This window comes from Allokutzneria sp. A3M-2-11 16 (assembly GCF_024213555.1).
Classification (GTDB): Bacteria; Actinomycetota; Actinomycetes; order Mycobacteriales; family Pseudonocardiaceae; genus Allokutzneria.
Genome location: NZ_JANAVO010000001.1, coordinates 3,059,353 through 3,082,373, shown reverse-complemented (window position 1 = coordinate 3,082,373; position 23,021 = coordinate 3,059,353). Strand labels below are relative to the sequence as shown.

The window sequence follows — 23,021 nt, the reverse complement described above, 5'->3', positions numbered from 1 at the left end:
CCTCAGCCGAATGCGCGTTCGAGGGCCTGCCCTATCCGCAGGAGCACCCGATCGCTTCCGGGCGGCCCGTCAAGGGCGACACCGACCGGCAGGCCGGATTCATCGAGTCCGCCGGGCACCGTGAGGCCCGGCCAGCCGATCGCGCTGCCCGGCCCCGTCGTGCGTGTGTAGGCCGCGAAGGCGGAGACGGTTTCCCCGCCAAGTTCTACTTCCTCCGCGCCCAGCGGTGCCGCGGTCACGGGCGTGGTCGGGGCGATGAACGCGGTCAGGCGATGTGTTCGCACCCGCTCCCGGAACACCGACTCCAGCGCCGGCCGGTGCACAGTCATCGCCGCCTCGTAGTCGCTGAGCGGAATTCGTCCCTCGCCGAGGATCATCTGCAGGATCTGTTTGACATCCGGACTGGCGCACTGTTCGACCACATCGGCCAGTTCTTGTTCTGCCCCAAGGTAGTTCTGCAACGTGAGCGGGGTTTCGTGGAAGGCGATCGGGAAGCCCGCGCCGACCATCAGCTCGGCGAAGCCGTCCGGCAGCTGCACCTCGACCAGTTCCACACCAAGCGATTCCAGTTGCGCCAGGTGGTTTTCCATGACCGCGGCGACACCCGGTGCAGCGTCGACGTAGAACGGATCGCGCACGACACCCATGCGGAGGCCACGGAGGTCCATCTCGCTCAGCGGCTCCGCGCCGGTGATAGCGGCATCGAGGACCGCGACATCCGCAACCGTTCGCGCTAACGGTCCTGCGGTGTCACGGGTCGTGGACACCAGCATGATCCCGTCCTGCGGATATCTGCCAGATGTCGGCCGTAGTCCGACGATTCCGCACAGCGCGGCGGGAATTCGGACTGATCCTCCTGTGTCGGTCCCCAGCGCTCCTGGTGCGAGCCCCGCGTAGACGGCCGCTGCCGAGCCCGAGCTGCTGCCGCCCGCGATGCGGCTCGGGTCGTGAGGATTGCGCGCCGCACCGAACGCGCCGTTCGCTCCGGTCACGCCATAAGCCAGCTCGTGCAGGTTGGTCTTGCCGAGGACCAGTGCTCCCGCGCTGCGAAGAGCTTCGACGACTGCGGCGTCCTTTCGTGGCCGATGGTGGCGAAGTGCTGGTGTACCACCGGTTGTCGGCAGGTCGGCGGTGTCGATGTTGTCCTTGATGGCAATGGGAACGCCGTGCAACGGACCGACCGGCGACGTCTCGTCGGCCTGCTTCGCCGCGGCGAGAACCGCTTCCGGCGACACGGTGATGAACGCGCGGAGCTGATCGTTCTCGATGTGCTCCAGCAGATGGGTGGCGTAGACGAACGCGGAGAGCTCGCGGCGGCGGATGTGCCCGGCGACCTCGGCCAGGCTGAGCGATAAGAGATCCATCTCAGCCCTCACTCCGGATCAGGTGGGGCAGCTCGCGGGCGATGTAGGGCTTGAGCGTCTCCAGCGTCCCGTGCACTGCCGCGACGAAGGAGTCCAGATCGTCCTGAGCCATCGGCAACGAAAGGCAGTACAGGCCGCGCCGCGAGATGAACATGCCGCGGTTGGTGAGCTCGAGGTGGAACAGCTCGGGCAGGGTTCCGAGCCCGGTCCTGCGATCCAGCGCGTCCTGCGCGTCGGAGATTTCACCTTCCCCCCAATGCATGTGGCACAGCGAGCCGATACCGGTCACTTCGAGCTTCACCCCGACATCCTTGGCAGCAGCGGAAATGTCGAGTTTGAGTCGCTCGCCGGTGGCGTTGAGCCGCTCGATCTCCGCCGGGCCGAAGGTGCGGAGCGCCGCGAGGCCGACCGCCAGGCTGAGGTTGTTCCCGCCGAACGCGCCCGCGTGGTAGAGCGGATCAGGCCGCGTCGGATCGTACTGGGCCATGACGTCGTTCCTGCCGCCGAACGCGCCCATCGGCAGGCCACCGCCGATGATCTTGCTGAGGGTCATCAGGTCCGGGGTGATCCCGTAGCGGCCCTGCAACGGACCCAGCCGGAACGTGGCGCACTCGTCCAGGACGAGCAACGCGCCGTGCTCCTCGGTGATCCGGCGCAGGCCGTGGAGGTAGTCCGCGGTGGCCGGGATTCCGCCCGCGGCACTCAACATCGGCTCCACGATGATGCACGCGATCCGACTCCCGTGCCGGGAGAACAGCTCCTCCGCGGCTTCGATGTTGTTGAAAGGCAAGAGGAATACGTTGTCCACGGTGTTGAACGGGACACCGCGCGGGATCTGCGCCGCGGGGAACCAGTCGGGCAGGTCGTCCTGCTCCTTGGTCGGCTCGCTCATCCCGGTGAACATGTTGATCTGAACGTCGTTGTGCAGGCCGTGGTAGCCCCCGGCGATCTTGACGATCAGCTCCCGCCCGGTGAACGCGCGCGCGGTGCGGATGGCGAGCATCGTCGCCTCGGTGCCGGAGTTGCAGTAGCGGATCTTCTCCAGCGCGGGGATCGCCGAGCACAGCACCTCCGCGTGCTCCGCCTGGAGTTTGGTCGGCGCACCAAGGGCCGTGCCGAGGGCGATCTGCTCCGTGGCCGCCGCGACGAGGGCGGGATGCGCGTGGCCGTGCACGATCGCGCTCATGTTGTTGTTCAGGTCGAGGTAGTCGTTGCCGTCGACGTCGGTCACCGTGCAGCCGCGGCCGTGCGCCATGAACACCGGGTACGGCGTGTAGTGGTTGATCGTGCGGGTGTCGCCACCGGGGAGCCAGTTCTTCGCCGCCTCGTGGATTTTCAGCGATCCGGGAGTGCGGTCGCGGAAGCGTTCGACGATCACGGTTGCCTCGGACATGGGGTTCCTCACTAGATGAGCGGCCACACGGCGGACGGTTTCCTGGGGAACAGCACGGGGATCAGCAACCCGGCGGTGCGGTTCTGCAACCGGCAGTCGGGGAAGGCGGGTGCGATTTCCGGCCAGCTCGCATGACCGAGCAGCAGTTGCAGGAACATCTGTTCGGGCAAGGAGGCGTCCGATCCCCGGCGGCTGTGCTCTGCCCAGGAGGAGACGTCGACGAGCTTCCCCCGCTCGAACACCAAGCGGGTGCCGTAGGTGTAGAAGTGCAGCAGCAGTTCTCCGGTGTACGCCTCGGCGGCGGTGCCGACGAGCCGGTTCTCCAGAACGGGCGCGATGTGCCGGAGGAACGCGTCCACATCGGGCATGCGCAGGAACCAACCGATGTTCTGCGGTTTGCGCGTCAACGATTCGCCCAGCACTTCGTAGGCCGGGTGCTCCGTGCCGAGCCAGAGCACGTATCCGTCCACATCGGACGGACAGAGGCGTTGGAGGACTCCGGGAACGACGTCGTGCCACGGCATCCCGGCAGCCAGCTCGAACGCGCTGACCGAGATCACCGGCTCCGGAACGGGAATGCCCGGCCACCACGGCGGAATCGGATAGCTGGGGATGCCGCCGTAACCGAGGACGACGTAGCCGGCCGGAATCCCGTGGTACTCGACGAGGAAGATCTCGTCGTGCACCATGCTCCCGGGTGTGCGGCCGGTCAGCTCATGCCGCCACTGGGCCTTGTTCCGCACACAGGACAACAGCATCCGCCCGCGCGCGTGCCGATCGACCTCCAGCAGGAACGGGATGTCGTCCCCGGTGGCCGGTCGCAGCGATGCCGTGCCGGACGGAAGATCGCGGGCGAGCCCACCGCGACCGGCTCGTTGGGTCAGCGCCGTCCAGTACCGCGCCTTCCCCGGGGAGAACATCAGGTCGGTCAGCGCCTGGAGCACGTCGCCGCGGTGCGCACTGCGCTCGTGCAGCACTTCGAGTTGCCGGGCCAGCAACCCACGGCCCCGGTAGGCCGGGTGGCTGGCGACCAGTTCGACGCGGCCGACCCCGAACGGAATCCCGTCGTAGGACCAGGTTTGCGGCACCATCATCAGGCTGGAGGCGAGCACACCGGTGCCGATGTCCTCGACGACGACCATCTCGTCGAGGCTCGCGGTCGGGTGCCCTCGGTCGAACAGGTCCCGTATCCATTGCCCGACCGCGGTGTTCGGCGCCCCGTCCGGCCCCGCGTGCACCGAGGAGTGCAGTTCGACCAGCGCGTCTCGATCCCCGGGGGCCGCTCCCCGGAGCAGGAGACCGCCGGGCAGTGGTGTCGGGACGATCGGGCCCATGTGCCTAGGTATAACCGTCACCACCTTCGGGACCAGCGGTTTTTCACCCGCCCGGCAGCAAGGTTTCGCTCCTCGGCGAAATCGCGCAACCAATGGCCGAACACCCGGCCTTGCGACGGCGGCCCGAGCCGATCAAGGTAGGGGTTTGTCACGACGGGGGGAACCATGAAGGCCGTGATCATCGGCGGTGGCATCGCGGGCACGGTCGCCGCGATCGCCCTGCACAAGGCGGGGATCGACGCGGTGGTCCACGAGGCGTACCCCACCGGGGCCGACGACGCCGGGGCTTTCTTCACGATCATGCACAACGGGATGAACGCGCTCGCCGCGGTCGGTCTCGACCAGGTCGTGGCCGAGCACTCCTATCCCGCGCGAGGTGTTCGACTGCTCACCGGAGCCGGGCGCGAGGTCAGCGCCCAGACCTACAGCCAGGGGCCGAGAACGCTGCGCCGGGCCGCGCTCTACCAGGTACTGCACGCCGAGGCTGCCAAGCGCGGGATTCGCGTCGAGCACAACAAGCGCCTGGTCGCCGCCACCGAGCAGGACGGCGTGGTCGCGACGTTCGCGGACGGCAGCACGGCAGAAGGCGATGTGCTCATCGCGGCCGACGGCACGCACTCCACGGCTCGCGCGATCATCAACCCCGGCGCCCCGCGCGCGAGGTACACCGGGCTGAACGTCGTCTACGGCTACGCCCCGGCGCGTGAAGGCGAGGAGCCCAACACCTACACCTTCGTCCACGGCGCTCGCGCCGCGTTCGGCTACATCGGGGTCCCGCACGGGCAGACGTGGTGGTTCAGCCGCCTTCCCGGCCCGGAGCTGGACCTCACCGGAATGACGCCCCAGCAATGGAAAGACCACGCCAGCGCGTACTTCGCCGATGACGACTTCCCCGCCGTGGAGATCATCCAGTCCACGGACGGCGAGGTCATCGGCAGCAACGTCTACGACATCCCGACCACGCCGAACTGGCACACCGAGCGCATGGTGCTGGCCGGGGACGCCGCGCACGCCGCGTCACCGGCGGCGGGCCAGGGCGCTTCGATGGCGCTCGAAGACGCGGTGACCCTGGCGAAGTGCCTCCGGGATCTCCCACCGGACAAGGGTTTCCCCGTCTACGAACGCCTCCGCCGGGATCGCGTCGAACGCCTCGTAGCCAACAGCGCGGCACGGGACGCCACCAGAACGGGTGGCGCCCCGCAGCCGCCGATGAGCGAAGCGGAACTGGCCGAGGTGACGCGGCGGCGGCAGGCTTACCAAGCCTGGTTGTACGAGCACCACATCGACTGGGCCGAGACCGTCTCCTAGGGGATGCTCGGCGTGCAGACGGTTCCCTTGGGCGGCAGCACCTTCTCCGCGAAGTAGCGGTCCGCATGCCCGATCACGCACCTGTTGTTGTAGTTGAGGTAGTGACCGTGCGCGGCCTTCCCCGATACTTCGAACGCCAGCGAACCCGGAATCGTGTCGGTCACACTGCGCACGTGCGACACCTCGCGCCAGTCCCCAGCACCGAGGAGCGGCGGGAGCCCCTTGGGATTGATCGGCCCGTTCGGGTTGCTGGCCTCATTGGGGAATCCCACGCAGAACATACGGCGACCGGTGCGGTTGCCCGGGAAATGTGGCGACAGCTTGCGCTCCTGCTCCAGTAGCGCCTGGAATTCCTCATACGTCCTAAGCCCCGGGAAGTCCGCGCACTCCACCGCCAGGGCCGCGGCGGCGCCGAACAGCCTGGCGCCACCGAACAACGCCGGAGTGAAGCCGATCGCGTCGCCGTTGCGGGCCTTGTCCAGCGCATCGGAGAAGTCCTGCCACATCTCCGTGTTGGTCAGGAACATCGGCCCGACCAGGATGAGATCGCGGCCGGTGAAGCTGACCGATGGGTTGCTGCCCTTCGCCGGGATCGGCTCCTTCTCAGCCCTGGCAAGCAGGTCGAGCCAGATCCTGGACACGTCCTGACCGTTTTGCTTGCAACTGTTCTCCTTCGCGCACCACTCGATGAAGTGCTTGAAGGTGCTCTCATTGCCCTTGATCAGTTCCGTCTCCTCGACCTCCTGGTCATCGACGTGGCCGACGATGCTGTCCAGAAAGATCGTTCGCACCCGTTGCGGGAACAACCGCGCGTAGGAAGCCGCGATGACTCCGCCGTAGGAGTTGGCCAGGAAGTTCAGCTGCCGGTCCCCCACCGCCGCACGGATCGCGTCCACATCACGCGCCACGTTCGCCGAGCTCATATTGTCGAACAACGCGGGGTTCGTTTCCCGGCACTGGGCGAACTTCTCCCTGTTCTCCGCAGCGGCCGCGTCGAACTCCGCCTGCGTCCGCGGGATCGAGATGAACGGTCCGACCTTCAGGCAGTGTTCTTCGGGCAGGTGGTCGCTCCCGGGGAAGCCGCGCGGGTCGAAGGTCACGATGTCGAAGCGCCGCCTCAACTCGACGAAGTTCGGCAACGTCCGCTTCAGGGTGCCGATCCCGCTCACGCTCGGCCCACCGGGGTTCATGATCACGGAGCCGATCCGCTTGTCCGGCCCGGTCGCGCGGGCACGGGCCAGCTTCAGCGTGATCGTCTTGCCCCGCGGCTTCGCGTAGTCCACCGGCACGGTGATCGTTGCGCATTCCATGCCGTCGCACGGTTTCCAGTCAAGGCCGGGGGCTGCCATCGCCGGGGCAGCGGTCGTGCAGGCCAGCACCGCGGCGAGGATCAATGCTCTCTTCACACCGCGAACCTAGGACCGGGTTTTCGCCGTGGCATCTGCTGAAAGGCATACGTCGCCTCAGGGGAAGTCCCGGAGGACCAGCGGCAGTGCCCTGCGCACGCTGCCATTGTGATCCGCGTCGCCGACATCGGTTAATGTGCCGTTGGTCTTCAGCTGGCTCTGGCAGTGCTCGGCGTGGTGGAACGCCACATCGCGATCACCCTTGGCGTGGTATACGCGCACCGGAACCTTCGGGCTCCAGTCACATGAAGTGTCGTTGGGGCGCAACAGATCGCGCAGCTTCCCCGTGGGGTTCTGCATCTCACGGAGAAATTCGGCGGTGAACAGGTCCTGCGAGCGCGGCGGCAGAGCCTTCGCGATCTCGTGGGTCTTGTGGTTGCCGTCGAAGAGAACTTCCACCTGCGCTGCGTATGGCTCGCGGAAGACCTGTTGCGGCGAATCGTAGATGTCGTACACGCGGTCCCACGCGGTGGCGAAATAGGCCAGGTAGAGCGACGCCATCGTGACCTTGTCGGCCGCTGCGTCGGCTTCGAAGCGGCTCACGTTGAAGGGCCCGCCGATCGGTGCGAGCCCGGCCGGGGTGAAGTACGGGTCAGCGCCCTCCTGGAGAGCCCTGCCCAGCATCATCGTCGCCGGGCCGCCCTGGGAGAAGCCACTGATCAACACGCGCTCGTCCAGCGTCTTTCCCTGCTGCCGAGCCAGTTCACGGGTCGCCCGCAATGCGTCCAATGTGGATGAAACCGTAGCTTCGGGGTGCCCGTAGGGATGGTGCCCCGGACCTTCACCCAGGCCGAGGTAGTCCGGCGCGGACACCGCTCGTCCCGTCGACGCGATCAGGAAGGCGGCAGCGCGGTCGCTGGACTCCGCCTTCACGGAGGCCACGTCCCCTCGGTACACAGTGGTGCCGTGCAGCCAGGACACCGGACGCAGGTCGCTGTCGTCGTTCTTCGGGAACACCACGAGCTGGGTGGCCGTGGTGGGCTCGCCCTTCGTGCCGATCGTGCGGTAGAGCACCCGGTACGCCTTCACTCCATATTGGACAGTCGCCGGGTCGAACTTGGCCGCTTGCAACGCCGTCGTGACCTCAGCGGCTTGCAGGTCGGCCACCGGTGTCGTGGAGACGATCGATCCGCGCACTTCCGGGACCGGCCGCGGGGCCGGGGCGCAGGCGGCGACCGCCACGATCAGGGTCGCGGCCGTGACATGCTTGATGGACATGGGAACCAGCCTGTCCGACCGGGGGCGGCACCGACATGATGTCCGCCCCCGGCCTCCCCTGGGGCCAGCCCTACCCTTGCGGCGCCGGGCTCAGCGCGTTCAGCGCTGTGACAACGGTCTTCTCCTCGTAGGCGAAGTGGGCTTCGAGTTCAGCCGTGAGGCGGACCAGCTCCTCGCGCAGCCGCACGGGATCGCTCTCGCCCGGCGCGTAGCCGTCGACCAGCGCGCTGATCTCCTCCTGGAGCCGCGCGACGACCTTGTGGTCGTCGCCGAGCTTCTCCAGTGCGGGCGCGAGTGCCGGAAACCGTTGTGCCAGCATCGGAAACGCGCCGTAGTCCTCGCCGGTGTGGTGCTTCGACAGCGCCCCGCAGAACTCCAGGCAGTGCGCGCGCAGCTGCACCACGAGGTCCCCCGACGCGCGTCCGGCCACGATCTCGTCGACCTCGTCGAGGAGCTTGGCCAGCTCGGCGCGCAGCCAGTCGTGCACCTCGACCAGGAAGTCGCCCAGCCCACCGGCCTGGGGATCGACCCGGTGCAGCGTCACCACGGGGATCACCCGCGTGGTCTTCTCCTGGTAGTCGCCGTAGCCCGGCGCCTGCTCGACGGCCTTGGTGAAGAGCTGGTCGCGCTCGGCGCCGACCGGGATGCCCGCGACCGCCTCATAGGTCTCGGTGCCGATCTCCACGGTCACGGCGGGGTTCTCGCGGATGTTGTGGTACCAGGCGGGGTGGCTCGGCGCGCCCATCGCGGAGGCGATCACCACCGGCTGCCCGTCGATCTCCAGGTAGCCCAGGGGGCTCGTCCGAGGCAGTCCGCTGCGCGCTCCGGTCGTGGTGAGCAGCGCGAGCGTGGCGCCTTCGAACATCCCGCCGACCCGGCCGCCGTTGGCGCGGAATTCCTCGATGATCTTCCGTTGGAAGTCGGCGAAGTCGAACTCGTCGTAGCTGTCAGTCATGTGGTCCTTTCCCAGTTGATCACATGGATCGACCGGCCCGGAACCACGACGGAACGCATGAGAAAACCCCGCGGGCGGACTACGCATTCGGACAAGGCGCGAGCGCCCCGAAAGGTTCGGGGATGCCAAGTGCGAGGGAACGGGCTCATGCCGTCCTGAAGTGGCTCAGAAAGCCGCTACCTCCATGCGTAGGCCCATACGGGGCACGGCACGACAGTAACACGATGGGATGTGCGGAGCGCAAGGTTCAGTTCGACCGCAGTGCACGGACAAACGATCAAGATCACCCGCTCGGCGGTTGAGCGAATATGCGCCCGGGGGCGGCACGATCAGTAGCCGGAGCGGATTCACATTCTCTTCGGAATGCCAACCAGGATCTGCGGATTTTGCCCAGATCGATGCCGAGTCGCCGATCGACGCACCCCCGCGCGCGTGGTAGACACAGCAGCAGGAAGAGATTCCCCGGAATGATCCGACCAGCCCTGGAATGACTCGATTTGGCAACGGGAGCGGAACCCGTCGCACATCGGCCGGAAGGAATCACGATGACCACTGAAAGCATTCCGACGCTGCCGCTCGTCACCCGCATAGACGCCGCGCTCGCCCGTTCGATGGAACGTTTCTGCCGTGTCGGCGGGCACAGCGCGGCCGAGATGCTTGACCTGGTCAGCGCCCTCACCAGGGTGACAGCGGCCGGTGGCAAGCGCATCCGGCCGCAGCTGTTCTACTGGGGCTACCGCGCGGGCGGTGAACCCGACCGGCCTGAGGTAATCGAGCTGGCCACGGCCATCGAACTCTTCCACGTCTTCGCCCTCGTGCACGACGACCTGATGGATCGCGCGGACACCCGGCGGGGCGTTCCGACCGCGCACAAACAACTCGCCGCCCTGCACCGGGAACGGGGCTGGAATGGCGACGCGGAGCATTTCGGTTTCTCCGCCGGAATCCTCGCTGGTGATGCGCTCTGCATCTGGGCCGATATGACGATATCGAGCATTCCACTTCCTGGAGGACGGACCGAACCGTTTCGCAGAGCCTATGACGAAATGCGCCTGGAACTGATTTCCGGCCAGTACCTGGACATCGCGTCCGGCAGCTCCGGTGACACCTCCATGGCCGCCGCGCTGCGCTTGGCGAGACTGAAGTCGGGCAACTACTCGGTCAGCATGCCGCTGCGTCTCGGCGCGCTCGCGGGTGGCGCGGACGAGGACACCATTCGCGGGTTCGGCTCGTTCGGCACCACCCTCGGCGAGGCGTTCCAGATCCACGACGACGTCCTCGGCGTCTTCGGCAGTCCGGCCGCGGTCGGCAAGCCGGTCGGCGAGGACATCCGGCAGGGCAAGCGGACGACCTTGATCGCGGCGGCACTGGCGGGCGCCCACCCCGTCGTGGCCGACCGGCTGCTGGAGCTGCTCGCCGACCCGGGCCTGAGCCAGGCCGGGGTGGACGAGGCGAAGGAGATCATCCGCTCGACCGGCGCGCTCGACGAGGTGCGCGGGATGCTGCGCGAACGCGTCCACTCCGCCGAGCGCACCCTCGCGGGCCTGCGCCTCGACGACGAGGTGCGCCAGGCGCTGCACGACCTCATCAAGATCGTCGCCCACACCGACTGACCCCAGACCCAGCGCGGCGTTTTTCCGTTCTCTAGACCGCCTCAGGCCACGGGGAGTGCGCCGGGCGGTTGGGCGTCATGGGGTGGAGTCTAGGTCAGCGGGCGTAAGCCTCCAACTCCACGATGCGCGAGTACGCGTGATCGTTGGAGTCCAGCGCCACGATCCGCACCGCGTCCGCCTGCACAGCGGGGAAAACGGACTTCACGCGGCCGACCGCGTTGCCTCGCACCTGGTCCACCGTGACCCACGAACCCGCAACGCGCACCTGCACGTCCCAGTCGCGCAAGCCGTTCTGCGCGGCGGGATAGCGCGCCGAGTCAAGCGTTTGCAGCTCCACGCGACCGATGGCGGAAGGCGCGATCAACGACACCGAGTACTCGTCCGGGAAAACCGCGCGCGTGGCGTCGTTCCACCCGGTTCTCGTCGACCAGTTCGCCGAGTCCGCATCTCCGTCGACCGCACCGCACGTCCGGAAGCTACCGTGCGTCGAAGACGCCGAAGCCTGCTCGCCGAGCACGAGATTGTCCTTGGGCGGCAAGGGAAGCACCTCGACGGGGACGGTGCGGCGCGTCCGGTCGACGCTGAGGGTCAGCGAGTAGGTGCCTGGCTTCGCGGTGCGCGGAACCGTCACCCCGACCGGAGTGGTCACTGTGTGGTCCGGGTCCCACGCGGGCAACCATGTTGAGATGATCTTCCGATCCGCAACCACCGGTGACGGCGCGGACAGCTCCAGATCGGCGTAGCGGTCGGTGGTCCCGGTGTTGGTCATGCCGACCTTCAATGAGCCCGGCATGCACGGAAGTCCAACCACCTGAACCTTCTCGGGGTTCACCGAGATCGTGACGGGCGCGGTCGCGGCCAGCATCGTCGCCGTCAATGCGAGAACCCACATGACTGATCACCTCACCTGGATCGCGGGGACGCCGTCCTCGACGATGAGCTTGGACCGCGAACTCACCGTTCCGTCGGCCACCGTCACACGGTCCGCGACGCGGTAGTCAGCCACCCACTGCGCCGCGTTCACCTCGCACCGGACGTAGCCGCGCTGGAAGTTGTGGAACTTCACGTGCGGGTTCTCCGCCAGGATGGTGCGGCCGATCTGGTCGTGGTCCATGCCGTCGCGGCCGGACGTGACCGACGTGCCGACGAACTCCGTTCCCACGACGGGAGTGGAAGCGGCGTAGTCCTCGCGCAGCTCGGAAGCGACGCTGCGGTGCAGGTCGCCCGCGATGCTGACGAGGTTCCGAACGCCTCTTTCCCTTGCGCCACCGAGGATTCGCTTCCGAGAGGCCACGTAGCCGTCCCAGGTGTCCATCGGCACCACCATGTCCGGACCGGCCTTGACGTCGAGCTGCGCGATGGCGGTCTGGTGCGCGAGCACCTCCCACCGCGCGGACCTCTCCGCCATGCCGTCCAGCAGCCACTTCTCTTGCGCCGCACCGGTGATCGACCGCTTCGGGTCGAGCGAGCCGGGGTTCGGCGGCTTCTCGCCGTCGCCGCCCGCCTGGTCATCGCGGTACTGGCGGGTGTCCAGCAGGTTGAAGCGCACCAGGTCGCCGTACTGGAAACGGCGGTACAGCTGGATTCCCGGCCCGTTGGGCGCCTGCGCGAGCCGGACCGGGGTGTGCTCGTACCAGGCGCGGAACGCGTTCGCCATGCGGACGAGGAACTCCTCGCGCGGCGCGTTGTTCTCCGAAATCGGGCCTGCCCAGTTGTTCTCCACCTCGTGGTCGTCGACGGTGACGACCCACGGCGCGGCGGCGTGCGCCGCTTGGAGGTCCGGATCGGTTTTGTAGAGCGCATATCGCCCGCGGTACTCGTCGAGCGTCATGGTCTCGCGGGTGAGCTCCACGGGCACGGGTTGCCGACGAACACCGGAGTCCGCGCCCACGCCGTACTCGTAGATGTAGTCGCCGAGGTGGAGGACGACGTCGTGGTCCTTCGCCGCCATGTCGCGGTAGGCGGTGTAGAAGCCCTCCCACCACGCCTGGCACGACGCGAAGGCGAAAGTCATGCCGGACAACGCTTGTCGCGGTGCGGGAGCGGTCCGGGTGCGGCCGACCGGGCTGATGTGCCCGCCGACGATGAAGCGGTAGTAGTAGTGCCGCCACGGCCGCAGGCCCCGCACGTCCACGTGGACGCTGTGCGAGGACTCCCGCCTGGCGATCTCGACACCGGTGCGGACGACGCGGCGGAACCGCTCGTCCTCGGCGACCTGCCAGACCACGGCGACCGGGCGGTCGTTCACGCCGCCGAACGGGTCGAGCGGGTGCGGCGCGAGCCTGGTCCAGAGCACCACCGAGTCGGGCAACGGGTCACCGGAGGCGATGCCGAGCCGGAAGGGGTAGTCGCGGAGCCGGTCCACCTCGACGGTGGAGGCGTTGGAGGTTCCGATGCCCGGGAGCGCACCGGAGATCGCGAGTCCCGCAGCCACACCGCTGGCCGTCAGGAACTTCCGCCGGGTCTGGTTGCGGGTCACCTCGCGGACGTTAAGAGGCGCGCACCCCGTCAACAACAAAGATGTCCTGATGCGGCCGGGGTTTCGCCTGGCCCGGAACCGTCACATCTCGAAGGTCTCCAGCAGCTTGCGGAGGAGCTCGGCCAGCTGGTCCTGCTCGGCACCGGTCAGCCCGCTGAGGATTCGCCGCTCGTTCTCCACGTGGTCGGGCAGGACGCGGTCGATCAGGTCGCGGCCCTCGTCGGTGAGCCGGACCAGCACCACGCGCCCGTCGGTGTCGCTCGGCGTGCGGCTGACCAGGCCGCGCGCCTGGAGGCGGTCCAGGCGCTGGGTGATCGCGCCCGAGGTGACCATCGCCGACCGGGTCAGCTCGGCCGGGGTCATGCAGCGCTCCGGGCCGTTGCGGCGCAGCGTGGCGAGCACGTCGAAGGACGCCCGGTCGAGGTCGTGCTCGGCGAACACGCGCTTGAGCTCGGCGCCGACGCCGAGGGCCGCGCGGCTCAGCCTGCCGATCACCGCCATCGGGGATACATCCAGGTCAGGGCGCTGTTCAGCCCACTGCGCCAGCACGTGGTCGACGTGGTCCGCCATGGCATGAGCGTAGCGCCCTTGCCAGATCTCTTAGCGCTAAGCTACTTTATCTTAGTGCTAAACAATCGGGTCGGCCTGATCGCGGTGACCGCCCTGGCCCCGGCCATCTGGGGTACGACGTACCTGGTCACCACGGAGTTCTTACCGCCGGACCGGCCGCTGCTGGCGGCGACGCTGCGCGCCCTGCCCGCCGGGCTGCTGCTCCTGGCGATCACCCGGCGGCTGCCGTCCGGCTCCTGGTGGTGGCGCGCGGCGGTGCTCGGCACGCTCAACATCGGGGCGTTCCTCGCGCTGCTGTTCATCGCCGCGTACCGGCTGCCCGGCGGCATCGCGGCCACCGTCGGCGCGCTGCAACCGTTGCTGGTGGCCGGTTTCTCCGCAGCTCTGCTCGGCCAGCGCATGTCGGCGCGGACCGTCGTGGCGGCGGTCGCCGCGATCGTCGGGGTCGGCCTGCTCGTGCTGCGGGCCGAGGCGCGGCTGGACGGGATCGGGATCGCGGCGGCGGTGGCCAGCGCGGTCGTCATGGCCGCCGGGGTCGTGCTCAGCAAGCGCTGGACCTCGCCCGCCCCGGTACTGGCGACCACGGGCTGGCAGCTCATCGCGGGCGGGATCGTGCTGATCCCCGTCACACTGCTGGTCGAGGGACCGCCGCCCGCGGAGCTGAGCGCGACGAACCTGCTCGGCTACGGCTACCTCTCCATCATCGGCGCGGCGTTCGCGTACGCCTTGTGGTTCCGGGGAATTCGCGAGCTCGCCCCCACCCAGGTCACCTTCCTCGGCCAGCTCAGCCCAGTGGTCGCGACCGCACTCGGCTGGCTCGCGCTCGGCCAGGAACTCACCGTCCTCCAAGCGATCGGCGCGCTCATCGTGCTCGGCGCGCTCGTCTTCGCCCAGACCAGAAAGGCATCACCTGATGAAGATCACCGTGTTCGGAGCGGCGGGCGGCGTGGGCAGCCGGGTGCTGACCGAGGCGCTCTCGCGCGGCCACGCCGTCACCGGAGTCACGCGTGAGAACTCTCGTTTTCCCGAGCTCCGCCAAGGCGATGCGGCGAACATCGACGACGTGGTCCGGCTGAGCGCGGGACAGGACGTCGTGATCAGCGCGACCCGCCCGGCGCCCGGACGCGAGGCCGACCTCGTCGTCACGGCGAAGGCGGTGCTGGCCGGGCTCGCCGAGACGGGCGTGCGCCTGCTGGTAGTCGGCGGCGCGTCGAGCCTCACCGTGCCGGGCACCGGCGGGACCGTGCTCGACGATCCGAACTTACCCCCGGAGATCCGCGCGATCGCCGAGGCGTGCACCGCGCAGCTGGCGGTCTGCCAGGCGGAAACCGTTGTGGATTGGGCATATCTGAGCCCGCCCGCGCTCTTGGAGCCCGGTGTGCGGACCGGGAGCTACCGGTTGGGCCGGGACGAGCTGATCGTGGACGCCGACGGGAACTCGGCGATCTCCATGGAGGACCTGGCGGTGGCGCTGCTCGACGAGGCCGAGCGCCCGCGCCACCACCGCGCCAGGTTCACCGTCGGCTACTAGCCCCTGTCCTGCAAGTCCCCCAGCACTCCGCACACCAAGTAAACTCTGTCCCATGCCCCACACCCGCCCGCTCACCCCATCCACGGCGGGCGCCGTCTAGAGAACCCCGTTTCGTACTCATAACGGGAAAAAGAGCGCTCCAAAAACCCGTTTAGAGTACGAAACGGGATTTTGGGCTGCGCTGGGGATGGTTCGGGGGGCGTCACGATCGTTGGGGGACCGCTTGCAGGGCGGGGTCTAGCAACGCTTGGTCGAGCCGCCGTCGTCCAGTTGGCTTGAAAGCACCCAGCCCTGTTTGTCCGTGCTGTTCGGCACGTCGGGGCGGACGTGCGTCCACTTCTGGCCAGCGCTGTTGACCGTGTAGCAGTGGTAGAAGAGCTTGTCGTCGATCATCGGCCAGAACCGCGTGGCGCATCCGGTGCTCGCGCCGACCCGGATCGGGCCGCCGGTGCTGTCCTTCGTGGTGCCCCAGCCGGAGTCCTTGTCCGACGCGGCGGGATTGGGACAGGCGGCGGGCGCGGCGGCGGCGGACGGGGCCACCAGCACCACCGCGGCGGTGACGACGACCGGAAGCACCGCTGTGAGCCGCATGCGCTTGATCTTCATGTTTTCCTTTCGCAGCAACGGGAATCGCTGCGAAGTATGCGGGATCACGCGGACGTTGATCTCACATTTCGGCCTCACCCCAAGCGTCGTACGTAAACGATCATCCCACCGAAGGTGGCGACCTTGTCGTAGAGCGCGCGGGCCGTGGCGTTGTCCTGATGCGTCTGCCAGTACAGGCGAGGACATTCGCGGTCCCGCGCCGCCTCCTCCACCCGCTCGATGAGTGCACGCGCCACACCGTGACCGCGCGCCGCCTCATCGACGAAAAGGTCCTGGAGGTAACAGGAATCGTCCATCCACACCGTCGAGTGGAAGAGGAAGTGCGCGATCCCGACCAGCCGACCGTCGACGTGCGCGGCGATCCCGTGCACGTCCCGGCCGTCCAGCAGGCGCTGCCAGGTCCGGTCGTAGCCCTCGTCGGATTCGACCGTCTTGTAGAAGTCCTTGTAGCGGCGGGCCAGGACTTCCCATCTCTCGCGGTCGGCAGGGACCAACGGGGCGATCTCCATCATGAACGCAGCTTGACACTGTCAACTTAACGACGTCAACATAGGGGCGTGGAAGCCAGGAGGGCCCGGGCCAGGCCGGGCGACGGCGCACGGCTGCGCGAGGAGATCCTGCGCAACGCCGAGCAACTGCTCGTGGAGACCGGCGACGAGGGCGCGATCACGCTGCGCTCGGTGGCCCAGCGGACCAGGGTCACGACGCCCTCGGTGTACCTGCACTTCAGCGGCAAGGAAGCGCTGATCGAGGCGGTCTGCCTGCGGGTGTGGGACGAGCTGGGCAACCGCATCCGCGAGGCGGTCGGCCGCGTCACCGACCCGCTCATCGCGCTCGGCGAGTGCGGGCGGGCGTACGTGCACTTCGCGCTCGATCATCCGGTGCAGTACCGCTTGCTGATGATGCGGCCCTCCGCGTCCACCGAGGCGTCCAAAGCGTGCTTCGGGCACATGGTGAACGCGGTCACCGCATGCGTGGAAAGCGGTGTACTGCAAGGGAATCCGGACACCCTGGCGCTGACGATGTGGACGGCCGTGCACGGCTGCGCCGCGCTGTTGATCACTCAGCCCGCCCTGCCGTGGCCGGACGACGTGAACGAGATCATCGACGCGACCGTGCGCATGGTGGGCTTCGGGGCCGCGCTCAACACCCACCTCCCCCGTCGTCGCGTGCCGCGCAGCGCGGAGCTGCTGGACGGGGTCACTGCGGCGGCGGAGCGCCTGAAGGCCTTGGGGAGAAAGAAATGATGACGGGCCGAGTGGTGCTCGTGACGGGTGCGTCGCGCGGCGTCGGCGCCGAGACCGCGCGCCTGCTCGCCGCTTCCGGAGCGCACGTCTTCGTGAACTACCGGGACAAGGCGAAGCGCGCCGACCGCGTGGTGGCCGACATCGTAGAAGCACGTGGCAGCGCCGAGGCAGTCAAGGCCGACCTCACCGATCCTGACGCGGTCGCCGCGATGTTCGAACGTTGTGGACGGCTGGATGCATTGGTGCTCAACGCTTCCGGAGGCATGGAACGCAATAGGGACCCGGACTACGCGATGCGCCTCAACCGGGACGCACAGGTGCGCGCGGTGGAGATGGCGCTGCCGTTGATGCCCGCGCTCTCCCGCGTGGTGTTCGTGACGAGCCACCAGGCGCACTTCCACGGTCAGCGCCCGAGCTACGCGTCCTACGAAGCCGTCGCCGCGAGCAAGCGGTCCGGCGAGGACGAACTCCGCGCGCGCATCCCGCTGCTGAGCGAACGCGGTGTCGGGCTCGTCGTCGTGTCGGGCGACATGATCGAGGGGACGATCACAGTCACGCTGCTCGACCGCGCGGAGCCGGGCATCGTCGACGCGCGCCGCGCCGAGGTGCGGAGCCTGCCCACCGTGGCCGAGTTCGCCGAGGCGGTGGCCAGGGCGGCGGTGGAGCCTGTGGCGACCGGGCACACCGTCTACGTCGGCGGGGCGGACTACCTCACTCCGGCAGGCTGATCTCGATCCCCACGGCCGCGCCGCCGTTGCGCCGCCCCCTGCCGAGCATCAGCACGATGGTGAACCACCGGAACTTGTTGCCGTACTTGGCGGTCATCGCGCGCTTGGCGGTGCGCAGCTCGCCCGGCGGCAACACCCGCGCCCGCCCGCTCCGCCATTCGCCGTGCGGGTTCCCGTGGAAGTCCGACGGCGCGATCTCGACCCGCGGATCGCGTCGCAACCGCTTGACCTTCCACGACTGCCCAGGCGTGTAGCCGTACATCCGATCCCCCGCTGGCGCGAGCCAGATCGGCCCCACCACCGCGGTCCCGTCCTTCTTGTACGTCCGCAGCGCGAAGTACTCCTCGTCCATCGGCCTCAACCTCCCCCACGCCGAAGTACCCCCGTCTTCAAGTACAACGCACCCCGCCCCACAACGTCTCTAACCGCCACCAACCCCACCGCACCGCCGAGGTGGGTAGCGGTTAGCGACCGCTGGAGCGGGGGTTCGGGGTACTTGAAGACCGACGAACCAGCTATGGGTGCAGCGACGTGGCGAACACCAGCAGCGCGAGCACCGCCTGACCGAGCGCGAGGGTGATGCCCGCGACGGCGGTCCAGTCGATGCTGTGCCACTTCCTGGTGACGATCGAAACGGTGCCGCACACGCACGCGGCGGCGACGAGCGCCAGGTTCACATAGGGGAACACCCAGCTGGCGACCGCCAGCCCCAGGGAGATGGGCCCTAGCCAAGCCTGGCTGCCGGAGCGCTCCTTCATGGGCAACTGCTTCATCGCTCCGTCCGCTCAGGGCTCGGGGCTGGGACCCCGCCGAGCCTACCGCGACCCGCCGCTGCCAGTGCCGTTCCCGTTCTGGCCGGGCGGGCTCGGAACCGGCACGCACACCCCGACCGGGCCTTCGGCGAAGCTGACCTGGAGCGCGGAGACGTCCCCGCCTCCGGACGTTTCGATCACCACCGAGCGGTCGCCGGTGAACTCCGCCGGGTTGAAGGTGAACACCGCCGCCGTCCCCGCCGCCTCGGAGCTGCTGAGCCCGCTGGACAGCATTCCGGCCGACGTGCCCCGCGTCGGGGTGAACCGCGGCGCCCGGCAGGTCTTGCCCGCGGGCAGGTAGTCGACCTTCGCCTTGATGCCCAGCTCCCCGAGCCTGCGCTCCAGCCCCGCCGCGTCGCTGAGTTCCTTGATCTCCACGCGCACGGTGCCGTCCTGCTGCTTCTCCAGCGCGTACGCCGCCCCGCCACCCGTGAGCAGCGTCGGCACGGCGACTCCTGCGGCGACCACGAGCCCGGCCGCGACGACGACGGGTCGCCACCTGGTTGCCGGGCGAACGGGTTCCCGCTCCGCGACGACCTGCTTCAGCTCGGTCAGCAACCTGTCTTCGAAACGCTCGTTCATGGCAGGACCTCCGCGGTGGAAGGGGCGAGGTGATCACGCATCAGCCGCCGCGCGCGGTGCAGCCGCACCCTCGCGGTCCCGGCCCGGATGCCCAGCGCCTTCGCGGCGTCCTGGACGGTCAGCCCGTCGAGCGCGACCAGTTCGAGCACAGCCCGCTCCCCATCGGAGAGCCGGTCCATCGCCAGGTACAGCGTCCGCGCCTGGCTCGCCGCGTCGATCCGCGCCTCAAGCACGGCGATGTCGTCCTCGTCGAGCAGGGCCCGCCCGGCGATCCGGCTCGTCGCCCGCAGTCCCCGCGCCCGCCGCCGCAGTTCGCCCGCCACCACGTTGCGCGCGACCCCGTAGAGCCAGCGCGCGGGCTCGCCCCGATCGGCGCGGAAGGTGTGCGCCGTGTCGATCACCGCGAGGAACACGTCCGCGGTGAGGTCGGCGGCGAGGTGCGGATCGTCGACGCGGCGCGCGACGAACCGCTGCACCGCCTGGACGTGCTCGCGGTAGAACTCCTCGAACGCGGCGGGATCTCGGCCTATTCGCGCGAAGTCGGTCATCTCTCACCCGTCTCGAGATGTACGTGACGACCGTTCTTGGACGCCGCCCGCCTCCGCGTTACGCAGCTTAGGTTAGCCTTCCCTCAAACGGGTTACACGCCGAAGGGAAGCCCCATGCCCAGAGTGCCCTTACGCCTGATCAGCGCGCTAGCGTTGACCGCAGTCCTGACCGCGTGCAGTGGCGCGGCAACCCCTCAGGCGGGTGACACCGGAGGCACGGCGCCCGCGGTCGACGGCGTGTTCCCGGTGCGCGTGGAGCACAAGTACGGCGTCACCGAGGTGAAGGCCCCGCCGCAGCGCGTGGTGACCCTCGGCCTGTCCGACCAGGACGTGGCGCTCGCCGTCGGCGTCAAGCCGGTCGGCGTCGTCGACTGGTTCAAGGAGCGCCCGTTCGGCAAGTGGCCGTGGACCCAGCCGCTGTGGGGCGGCACCGCGCCGGAGATCGTCGGCGAGCGCGACGAGTACAACCTGGAGAAGATCGCCCGGCTGCGCCCCGACCTGATCATCGCCCAGTACTCGGGGATGAAGAGGGAGCAGTACGACACGCTCAGCCAGCTCGGCGTCCCGGTGGTCGCGCAGTCCGCGAAGTTCGCCGACTACGCCGCGCCCTGGCAGGAGATGACCCGCAACCTCACCAGGGCGCTCGGCAAGGGCGCGACCGGGGAGAAGCTGATCACCGACATCAGCGACCGCTTTGCCAAGGTGCGCAAGGAGAATCCCGCGTTCGCGGGCAGGACCGCGATCGTCTCCGACACCTTCGAGCCCGGTAACTACGCCGCCTTCGCCGCGCACGACCCGAAGGCCGCGTTCCTGGTCGAGTCGGGCTTCAAGATGCCGCAGAAGCTGCTGGACGTGCCGAAGAGCGAGAACATCATCAGTCTCGGTTCCGAGGCCTGGACATGCTCGACGTGGACCTGCTCGTCTGGCTGTCCGAGGACGAGGTCGCCTCGCAGCGGGTCCGCGACGAACCGCTGTACCGCAAGCTGAAGGTGGCCCAGGACAAGCGCGACCTGTTCGTGCCGTACAACGAGCCGCCGATCGGTGCGGCCATCTCGTTCAACACCGTGCTGTCGATCCCCTACGCCATCGACAAGCTCGTCCCGCTGCTCGCGAGCAAGGTGAAGTGAGGCCCGCTCTCCGGGGTCTCGGCCTCGTCGTCGCGGTGGTCGCGCTCGGCGTGGTCATCGTGCTCAGCGTCTGGCTGGGGTTGCGGAACATCCCGCTTTCCCAGCTGTGGCGGGTGTTGTGGCACCACGACGGCTCCGTCGAAGCCGTCACCGTGCACGACGTGCGGCTGCCCAGGACGCTGCTCGGCGTCCTGGTCGGCGCGGCGCTCGGGTTGTCGGGCGCGCTGATGCAGGCGCTCACCCGCAACCCGCTCGCCGACCCCGGCCTGCTCGGCGTGACCTTGGGCGCGTCGACCGCCGTGGTCGCGGGCATCGCCTTCCTCGGCGTGAGCACCGTGTCGGGGCACGTCTGGATCGCGTTCGTGGGCGCGGCGGCGGCCTCCGTGGTGGTCTACCTGCTCGGCGCGAGCGGGCGCGGTCGGGCCACCCCGGAACGCCTCGTGCTGGCCGGGGCGGCGATCACCGCGACCCTGTACGCGTTCAACTCCGCGATGCTGCTGCTCAGCCCGCAGTCCTTCGGGCAGTTCCGGTTCTGGGAGGTCGGCGCGCTCGCCGGGCGCGGCTCCGACGTGCTCGCCCAGGTCGCGCCGTTCCTGTTGGCGGGCATCCCGATCGCGTTGCTGCTGGCTCGCCCGCTCAACGCGCTCGCGCTCGGCGACCAGGTCGGCAAGGCGCTCGGCGCGCACGTCGGCCGAACCCGCGTGCTCGGCGTTGTCGCCGTGACCGTCCTTTGTGGAGCGGCCACCGCCGCGGCGGGCCCGATCGGCTTCGTCGGCCTCGCCGTGCCGCACGCCGCGCGCCTCATCGTCGGCTCCGACCAGCGATGGGTACTCCCCTATTCGGCAGTGCTGGCGCCGATCCTGCTGGTGGGCGCGGACATCATCGGCCGTCTGGTCATCGCGCCCGCCGAGCTCCAGGTCGGCATCGTCACCGCGTTCATCGGGGCCCCGGTGTTCATCGCACTGTGCCGCCGCAGTTCCCCTGGCAGGTTCTGATGATCATTCGTTTCCGCGCCGTTTCCCTGCGCGTGCACCCGCGCTCGGTGACCGTCGTGATCACGTTGCTGCTGCTGACCTTCGTGCTCGCGGCGATCAGCATGACCACCGGTGACTTCCCGCTGTCGGTGTCGGAGGTCGTGCGCACCGTCCTCGGTTTCGGCGATCCGGCGACCGAGTTCATCGTCAACCGCCTGCGGCTGCCCCGTGTGCTGATCGCGATCCTGGTCGGCGCCGCGCTCGCGCTGAGCGGGGCCGTGTTGCAGAGCTTGACCCGCAATCCCTTGGGCAGCCCCGACTTCATCGGCTTCGCCCACGGTTCGGCGACCGGGGCGCTCATCGTCATCCTGCTGTTCCAGGGCAGCATGGCGGAGATCTCGCTCGGCGCGCTGGCAGGCGGCATGCTGACCGCTGCCCTCGCCTACCTGCTGGCGTTCCGGCGCGGCGTGCAGGGCTTCCGGCTCGTGCTCATCGGCATCGGCCTGAGCGCGATGCTGTTGGCCGCCAACAACTACCTCGTCACCCGCGCGTCACTGACCGGCGCCATCGCCGCGCAGACGTGGATCACCGGCACCCTCAACGGCCGCACCTGGAACCAGGTCGTCCCGCTGCTGATCGCCCTCGCCCTGCTCCTGCCGCCGACCGTCTACTTCGGACAGAAGCTGGCGCTCTTGGAGCTTGGCGACGACAAGGCTCGCGCGCTCGGCGTCCCCGTGGAGATCACCCGGCTCGCCCTCCTCGCCATCAGCGTCACCCTCGCCGCCGTCGCCACCGCCGCCGCGGGCCCGATCGCCTTCGTCGCGCTGACCGCCCCGCAACTGGCCCGCAAGCTCACCGCCGCCCCCGGCTCCGGCCTGACCGCCGCCGCGGCCACCGGCGCGCTGCTGTTGGTGGCTGGCGATCTGGCCGTACAGCGCCTCTTCGCGAGTCCCCTGCCCGTCGGCATCCTCACCAGCGCCATCGGCGGCACCTACCTCGCGTGGCTCCTCGTCCGCGAATGGCGCCGCGGCCGCCTCTGACCGCCTCAGCCAACGGCCACGTCCCACAAGCCGTCACCAACGATCTTCACGCCCGCCCGCCAGAACATCCGCGCAGCCCAAAATCCCGTTTCGTACTCAAAACGGGGAGTTGGAGCGCTCTCTTTCCCGTAATGAGTACGAAACGGAAGTTCTCCAGACGACGCCCGCCCTGGCTGGGGTGGAGGG

Annotated in this window: 25 protein-coding genes; 10 read left to right on the top strand and 15 right to left on the bottom strand. The window is 68.7% G+C overall.

Annotated features, from left to right (window positions below; genetic code table 11):
- Nucleotides 1-2: 2 nt before the first annotated feature.
- The 3 genes from iaaH to NLX83_RS15370 are packed head-to-tail and all read right to left on the bottom strand — an operon-like array spanning nucleotide 3 to nucleotide 4,091.
- Complete coding sequence (iaaH, locus tag NLX83_RS15380) at nucleotides 3-1,364, bottom strand: indoleacetamide hydrolase (protein WP_254235516.1); 1,362 nt, start codon at nucleotides 1,362-1,364, stop codon at nucleotides 3-5.
- Nucleotide 1,365: 1 nt separating this feature from the next.
- Nucleotides 1,366-2,757, bottom strand: coding sequence for an aspartate aminotransferase family protein (locus NLX83_RS15375; protein ID WP_254235515.1), 1,392 nt, complete (start codon nucleotides 2,755-2,757; stop codon nucleotides 1,366-1,368).
- 11 nt (nucleotides 2,758-2,768) lie between these two features.
- Nucleotides 2,769-4,091 (bottom strand): GNAT family N-acetyltransferase, encoded by a 1,323-nt coding sequence (locus tag NLX83_RS15370; RefSeq protein ID WP_254235514.1) that lies wholly within the window; start codon nucleotides 4,089-4,091, stop codon nucleotides 2,769-2,771.
- Between the two features lie 165 nt (nucleotides 4,092-4,256).
- Between NLX83_RS15370 and NLX83_RS15365 the strand changes: the two genes are divergently transcribed.
- Nucleotides 4,257-5,399: an FAD-dependent monooxygenase gene (locus NLX83_RS15365; RefSeq protein WP_254235513.1), complete on the top strand. Its 1,143-nt coding sequence runs from the start codon at nucleotides 4,257-4,259 to the stop codon at nucleotides 5,397-5,399.
- On the opposite strand, the gene NLX83_RS15360 is transcribed toward NLX83_RS15365, so the two are convergent.
- From NLX83_RS15360 to NLX83_RS15350, 3 genes are all read right to left on the bottom strand, one after another.
- Nucleotides 5,396-6,805: an alpha/beta fold hydrolase gene (locus tag NLX83_RS15360; RefSeq protein ID WP_254235512.1), complete on the bottom strand. Its 1,410-nt coding sequence runs from the start codon at nucleotides 6,803-6,805 to the stop codon at nucleotides 5,396-5,398. The two genes, NLX83_RS15365 and NLX83_RS15360, sit on opposite strands and share 4 nt — an antisense overlap.
- Nucleotides 6,806-6,862: 57 nt before the next feature.
- Complete coding sequence (locus tag NLX83_RS15355) at nucleotides 6,863-8,023, bottom strand: lipase family protein (RefSeq protein WP_254235511.1); 1,161 nt, start codon at nucleotides 8,021-8,023, stop codon at nucleotides 6,863-6,865.
- Nucleotides 8,024-8,093: 70 nt separating this feature from the next.
- Nucleotides 8,094-8,978, bottom strand: a complete 885-nt coding sequence (locus NLX83_RS15350) for a nitroreductase/quinone reductase family protein (RefSeq protein WP_254235510.1) — start codon at nucleotides 8,976-8,978, stop codon at nucleotides 8,094-8,096.
- A 545-nt stretch (nucleotides 8,979-9,523) separates the two neighbouring features.
- Between NLX83_RS15350 and NLX83_RS15345 the strand changes: the two genes are divergently transcribed.
- Nucleotides 9,524-10,591: a polyprenyl synthetase family protein gene (locus tag NLX83_RS15345; RefSeq protein ID WP_254235509.1), complete on the top strand. Its 1,068-nt coding sequence runs from the start codon at nucleotides 9,524-9,526 to the stop codon at nucleotides 10,589-10,591.
- A 94-nt stretch (nucleotides 10,592-10,685) separates the two neighbouring features.
- Here the strand turns inward: NLX83_RS15345 and NLX83_RS15340 are convergent, their stop codons facing one another.
- The 3 genes from NLX83_RS15340 to NLX83_RS15330 form a co-directional block, all read right to left on the bottom strand.
- Nucleotides 10,686-11,483 (bottom strand): discoidin domain-containing protein, encoded by a 798-nt coding sequence (locus NLX83_RS15340; protein WP_254235508.1) that lies wholly within the window; start codon nucleotides 11,481-11,483, stop codon nucleotides 10,686-10,688.
- A 6-nt stretch (nucleotides 11,484-11,489) separates the two neighbouring features.
- Entirely contained in the window at nucleotides 11,490-13,070 is a 1,581-nt protein-coding gene (locus tag NLX83_RS15335; RefSeq protein ID WP_254235507.1) for an alkaline phosphatase D family protein, read from the bottom strand.
- Between the two features lie 81 nt (nucleotides 13,071-13,151).
- Nucleotides 13,152-13,640: a MarR family winged helix-turn-helix transcriptional regulator gene (locus NLX83_RS15330; RefSeq protein ID WP_254235506.1), complete on the bottom strand. Its 489-nt coding sequence runs from the start codon at nucleotides 13,638-13,640 to the stop codon at nucleotides 13,152-13,154.
- A gap of 54 nt (nucleotides 13,641-13,694) precedes the next feature.
- On the opposite strand from NLX83_RS15330, the gene NLX83_RS15325 reads away from it, so the two are divergent.
- Entirely contained in the window at nucleotides 13,695-14,651 is a 957-nt protein-coding gene (locus NLX83_RS15325) for an EamA family transporter (RefSeq protein WP_254235505.1), read from the top strand.
- Nucleotides 14,554-15,171, top strand: coding sequence for an NAD(P)-dependent oxidoreductase (locus tag NLX83_RS15320; RefSeq protein ID WP_254235504.1), 618 nt, complete (start codon nucleotides 14,554-14,556; stop codon nucleotides 15,169-15,171). The genes NLX83_RS15325 and NLX83_RS15320 overlap by 98 nt, the downstream gene beginning before the upstream one ends.
- 237 nt (nucleotides 15,172-15,408) lie before the next feature.
- Here NLX83_RS15320 and NLX83_RS15315 read toward each other — a convergent pair whose 3' ends face one another.
- Nucleotides 15,409-15,777 (bottom strand): hypothetical protein, encoded by a 369-nt coding sequence (locus NLX83_RS15315; RefSeq protein WP_254235503.1) that lies wholly within the window; start codon nucleotides 15,775-15,777, stop codon nucleotides 15,409-15,411.
- 74 nt (nucleotides 15,778-15,851) lie between these two features.
- Entirely contained in the window at nucleotides 15,852-16,289 is a 438-nt protein-coding gene (locus tag NLX83_RS15310) for a GNAT family N-acetyltransferase (protein WP_254235502.1), read from the bottom strand.
- Nucleotides 16,290-16,334: 45 nt separating this feature from the next.
- Here NLX83_RS15310 and NLX83_RS15305 point away from each other — a divergent pair, with 45 nt between their 5' ends.
- Both NLX83_RS15305 and NLX83_RS15300 read left to right on the top strand, forming a co-directional pair.
- Entirely contained in the window at nucleotides 16,335-17,024 is a 690-nt protein-coding gene (locus NLX83_RS15305) for a TetR/AcrR family transcriptional regulator (RefSeq protein WP_254235501.1), read from the top strand.
- On the top strand, nucleotides 17,021-17,752 hold the full coding sequence (locus NLX83_RS15300; RefSeq protein ID WP_254235500.1) for an SDR family oxidoreductase: 732 nt from the start codon (nucleotides 17,021-17,023) through the stop codon (nucleotides 17,750-17,752). Before NLX83_RS15305 ends, NLX83_RS15300 begins: the two co-directional genes overlap by 4 nt.
- Here NLX83_RS15300 and NLX83_RS15295 read toward each other — a convergent pair.
- The 4 genes from NLX83_RS15295 to NLX83_RS15280 form a co-directional block, all read right to left on the bottom strand.
- Nucleotides 17,736-18,104, bottom strand: a complete 369-nt coding sequence (locus NLX83_RS15295; protein WP_254235499.1) for a PPOX class F420-dependent oxidoreductase — start codon at nucleotides 18,102-18,104, stop codon at nucleotides 17,736-17,738. The genes NLX83_RS15300 and NLX83_RS15295 overlap by 17 nt on opposite strands.
- 163 nt (nucleotides 18,105-18,267) lie before the next feature.
- On the bottom strand, nucleotides 18,268-18,525 hold the full coding sequence (locus NLX83_RS15290; RefSeq protein ID WP_254235498.1) for a hypothetical protein: 258 nt from the start codon (nucleotides 18,523-18,525) through the stop codon (nucleotides 18,268-18,270).
- A 42-nt stretch (nucleotides 18,526-18,567) separates the two neighbouring features.
- Entirely contained in the window at nucleotides 18,568-19,146 is a 579-nt protein-coding gene (locus NLX83_RS15285; protein WP_254235497.1) for a hypothetical protein, read from the bottom strand.
- Nucleotides 19,143-19,694: an RNA polymerase sigma factor gene (locus tag NLX83_RS15280; RefSeq protein ID WP_254235496.1), complete on the bottom strand. Its 552-nt coding sequence runs from the start codon at nucleotides 19,692-19,694 to the stop codon at nucleotides 19,143-19,145. The genes NLX83_RS15285 and NLX83_RS15280 overlap by 4 nt, the downstream gene beginning before the upstream one ends.
- Before the next feature lie 114 nt (nucleotides 19,695-19,808).
- Here NLX83_RS15280 and NLX83_RS15275 point away from each other — a divergent pair, with 114 nt between their 5' ends.
- From NLX83_RS15275 to NLX83_RS15260, 4 genes are read left to right on the top strand one after another with little or no spacing between them, the layout of a single operon-like run.
- Nucleotides 19,809-20,681, top strand: a complete 873-nt coding sequence (locus NLX83_RS15275) for an ABC transporter substrate-binding protein (RefSeq protein WP_254235495.1) — start codon at nucleotides 19,809-19,811, stop codon at nucleotides 20,679-20,681.
- The gene (locus NLX83_RS15270; RefSeq protein ID WP_254235494.1) at nucleotides 20,594-20,821 is read left to right on the top strand and encodes a hypothetical protein; all 228 of its coding nucleotides are present in this window, start codon (nucleotides 20,594-20,596) and stop codon (nucleotides 20,819-20,821) included. Before NLX83_RS15275 ends, NLX83_RS15270 begins: the two co-directional genes overlap by 88 nt.
- Nucleotides 20,818-21,816 (top strand): FecCD family ABC transporter permease, encoded by a 999-nt coding sequence (locus NLX83_RS15265; protein ID WP_254235493.1) that lies wholly within the window; start codon nucleotides 20,818-20,820, stop codon nucleotides 21,814-21,816. The genes NLX83_RS15270 and NLX83_RS15265 overlap by 4 nt, the downstream gene beginning before the upstream one ends.
- Nucleotides 21,816-22,835, top strand: coding sequence for a FecCD family ABC transporter permease (locus NLX83_RS15260; protein ID WP_254235492.1), 1,020 nt, complete (start codon nucleotides 21,816-21,818; stop codon nucleotides 22,833-22,835). Before NLX83_RS15265 ends, NLX83_RS15260 begins: the two co-directional genes overlap by 1 nt.
- The last annotated feature ends 186 nt before the right edge of the window (nucleotides 22,836-23,021 follow it).

Excerpts from the sequence above, each read along its gene's own strand:
- iaaH (WP_254235516.1), bottom strand. The coding sequence starts at position 1,364 with ATGGATCTCTTATCGCTCAGCCTGGCCGAGGTCGCCGGGCACATCCGC.
- NLX83_RS15375 (WP_254235515.1), bottom strand. The coding sequence starts at position 2,757 with ATGTCCGAGGCAACCGTGATCGTCGAACGCTTCCGCGACCGCACTCCC.
- NLX83_RS15370 (WP_254235514.1), bottom strand. The coding sequence starts at position 4,091 with ATGGGCCCGATCGTCCCGACACCACTGCCCGGCGGTCTCCTGCTCCGG.
- NLX83_RS15365 (WP_254235513.1), top strand. The coding sequence starts at position 4,257 with ATGAAGGCCGTGATCATCGGCGGTGGCATCGCGGGCACGGTCGCCGCG.
- NLX83_RS15355 (WP_254235511.1), bottom strand. The coding sequence starts at position 8,023 with ATGTCCATCAAGCATGTCACGGCCGCGACCCTGATCGTGGCGGTCGCC.
- NLX83_RS15350 (WP_254235510.1), bottom strand. The coding sequence starts at position 8,978 with ATGACTGACAGCTACGACGAGTTCGACTTCGCCGACTTCCAACGGAAG.
- NLX83_RS15345 (WP_254235509.1), top strand. The coding sequence starts at position 9,524 with ATGACCACTGAAAGCATTCCGACGCTGCCGCTCGTCACCCGCATAGAC.
- NLX83_RS15340 (WP_254235508.1), bottom strand. The coding sequence starts at position 11,483 with ATGTGGGTTCTCGCATTGACGGCGACGATGCTGGCCGCGACCGCGCCC.
- NLX83_RS15330 (WP_254235506.1), bottom strand. The coding sequence starts at position 13,640 with ATGGCGGACCACGTCGACCACGTGCTGGCGCAGTGGGCTGAACAGCGC.
- NLX83_RS15320 (WP_254235504.1), top strand. The coding sequence starts at position 14,554 with ATGAAGATCACCGTGTTCGGAGCGGCGGGCGGCGTGGGCAGCCGGGTG.
- NLX83_RS15315 (WP_254235503.1), bottom strand. The coding sequence starts at position 15,777 with ATGAAGATCAAGCGCATGCGGCTCACAGCGGTGCTTCCGGTCGTCGTC.
- NLX83_RS15310 (WP_254235502.1), bottom strand. The coding sequence starts at position 16,289 with ATGATGGAGATCGCCCCGTTGGTCCCTGCCGACCGCGAGAGATGGGAA.
- NLX83_RS15300 (WP_254235500.1), top strand. The coding sequence starts at position 17,021 with ATGATGACGGGCCGAGTGGTGCTCGTGACGGGTGCGTCGCGCGGCGTC.
- NLX83_RS15295 (WP_254235499.1), bottom strand. The coding sequence starts at position 18,104 with ATGGACGAGGAGTACTTCGCGCTGCGGACGTACAAGAAGGACGGGACC.
- NLX83_RS15290 (WP_254235498.1), bottom strand. The coding sequence starts at position 18,525 with ATGAAGCAGTTGCCCATGAAGGAGCGCTCCGGCAGCCAGGCTTGGCTA.
- NLX83_RS15285 (WP_254235497.1), bottom strand. The coding sequence starts at position 19,146 with ATGAACGAGCGTTTCGAAGACAGGTTGCTGACCGAGCTGAAGCAGGTC.
- NLX83_RS15280 (WP_254235496.1), bottom strand. The coding sequence starts at position 19,694 with ATGACCGACTTCGCGCGAATAGGCCGAGATCCCGCCGCGTTCGAGGAG.
- NLX83_RS15275 (WP_254235495.1), top strand. The coding sequence starts at position 19,809 with ATGCCCAGAGTGCCCTTACGCCTGATCAGCGCGCTAGCGTTGACCGCA.
- NLX83_RS15270 (WP_254235494.1), top strand. The coding sequence starts at position 20,594 with ATGCTCGACGTGGACCTGCTCGTCTGGCTGTCCGAGGACGAGGTCGCC.
- NLX83_RS15260 (WP_254235492.1), top strand. The coding sequence starts at position 21,816 with ATGATCATTCGTTTCCGCGCCGTTTCCCTGCGCGTGCACCCGCGCTCG.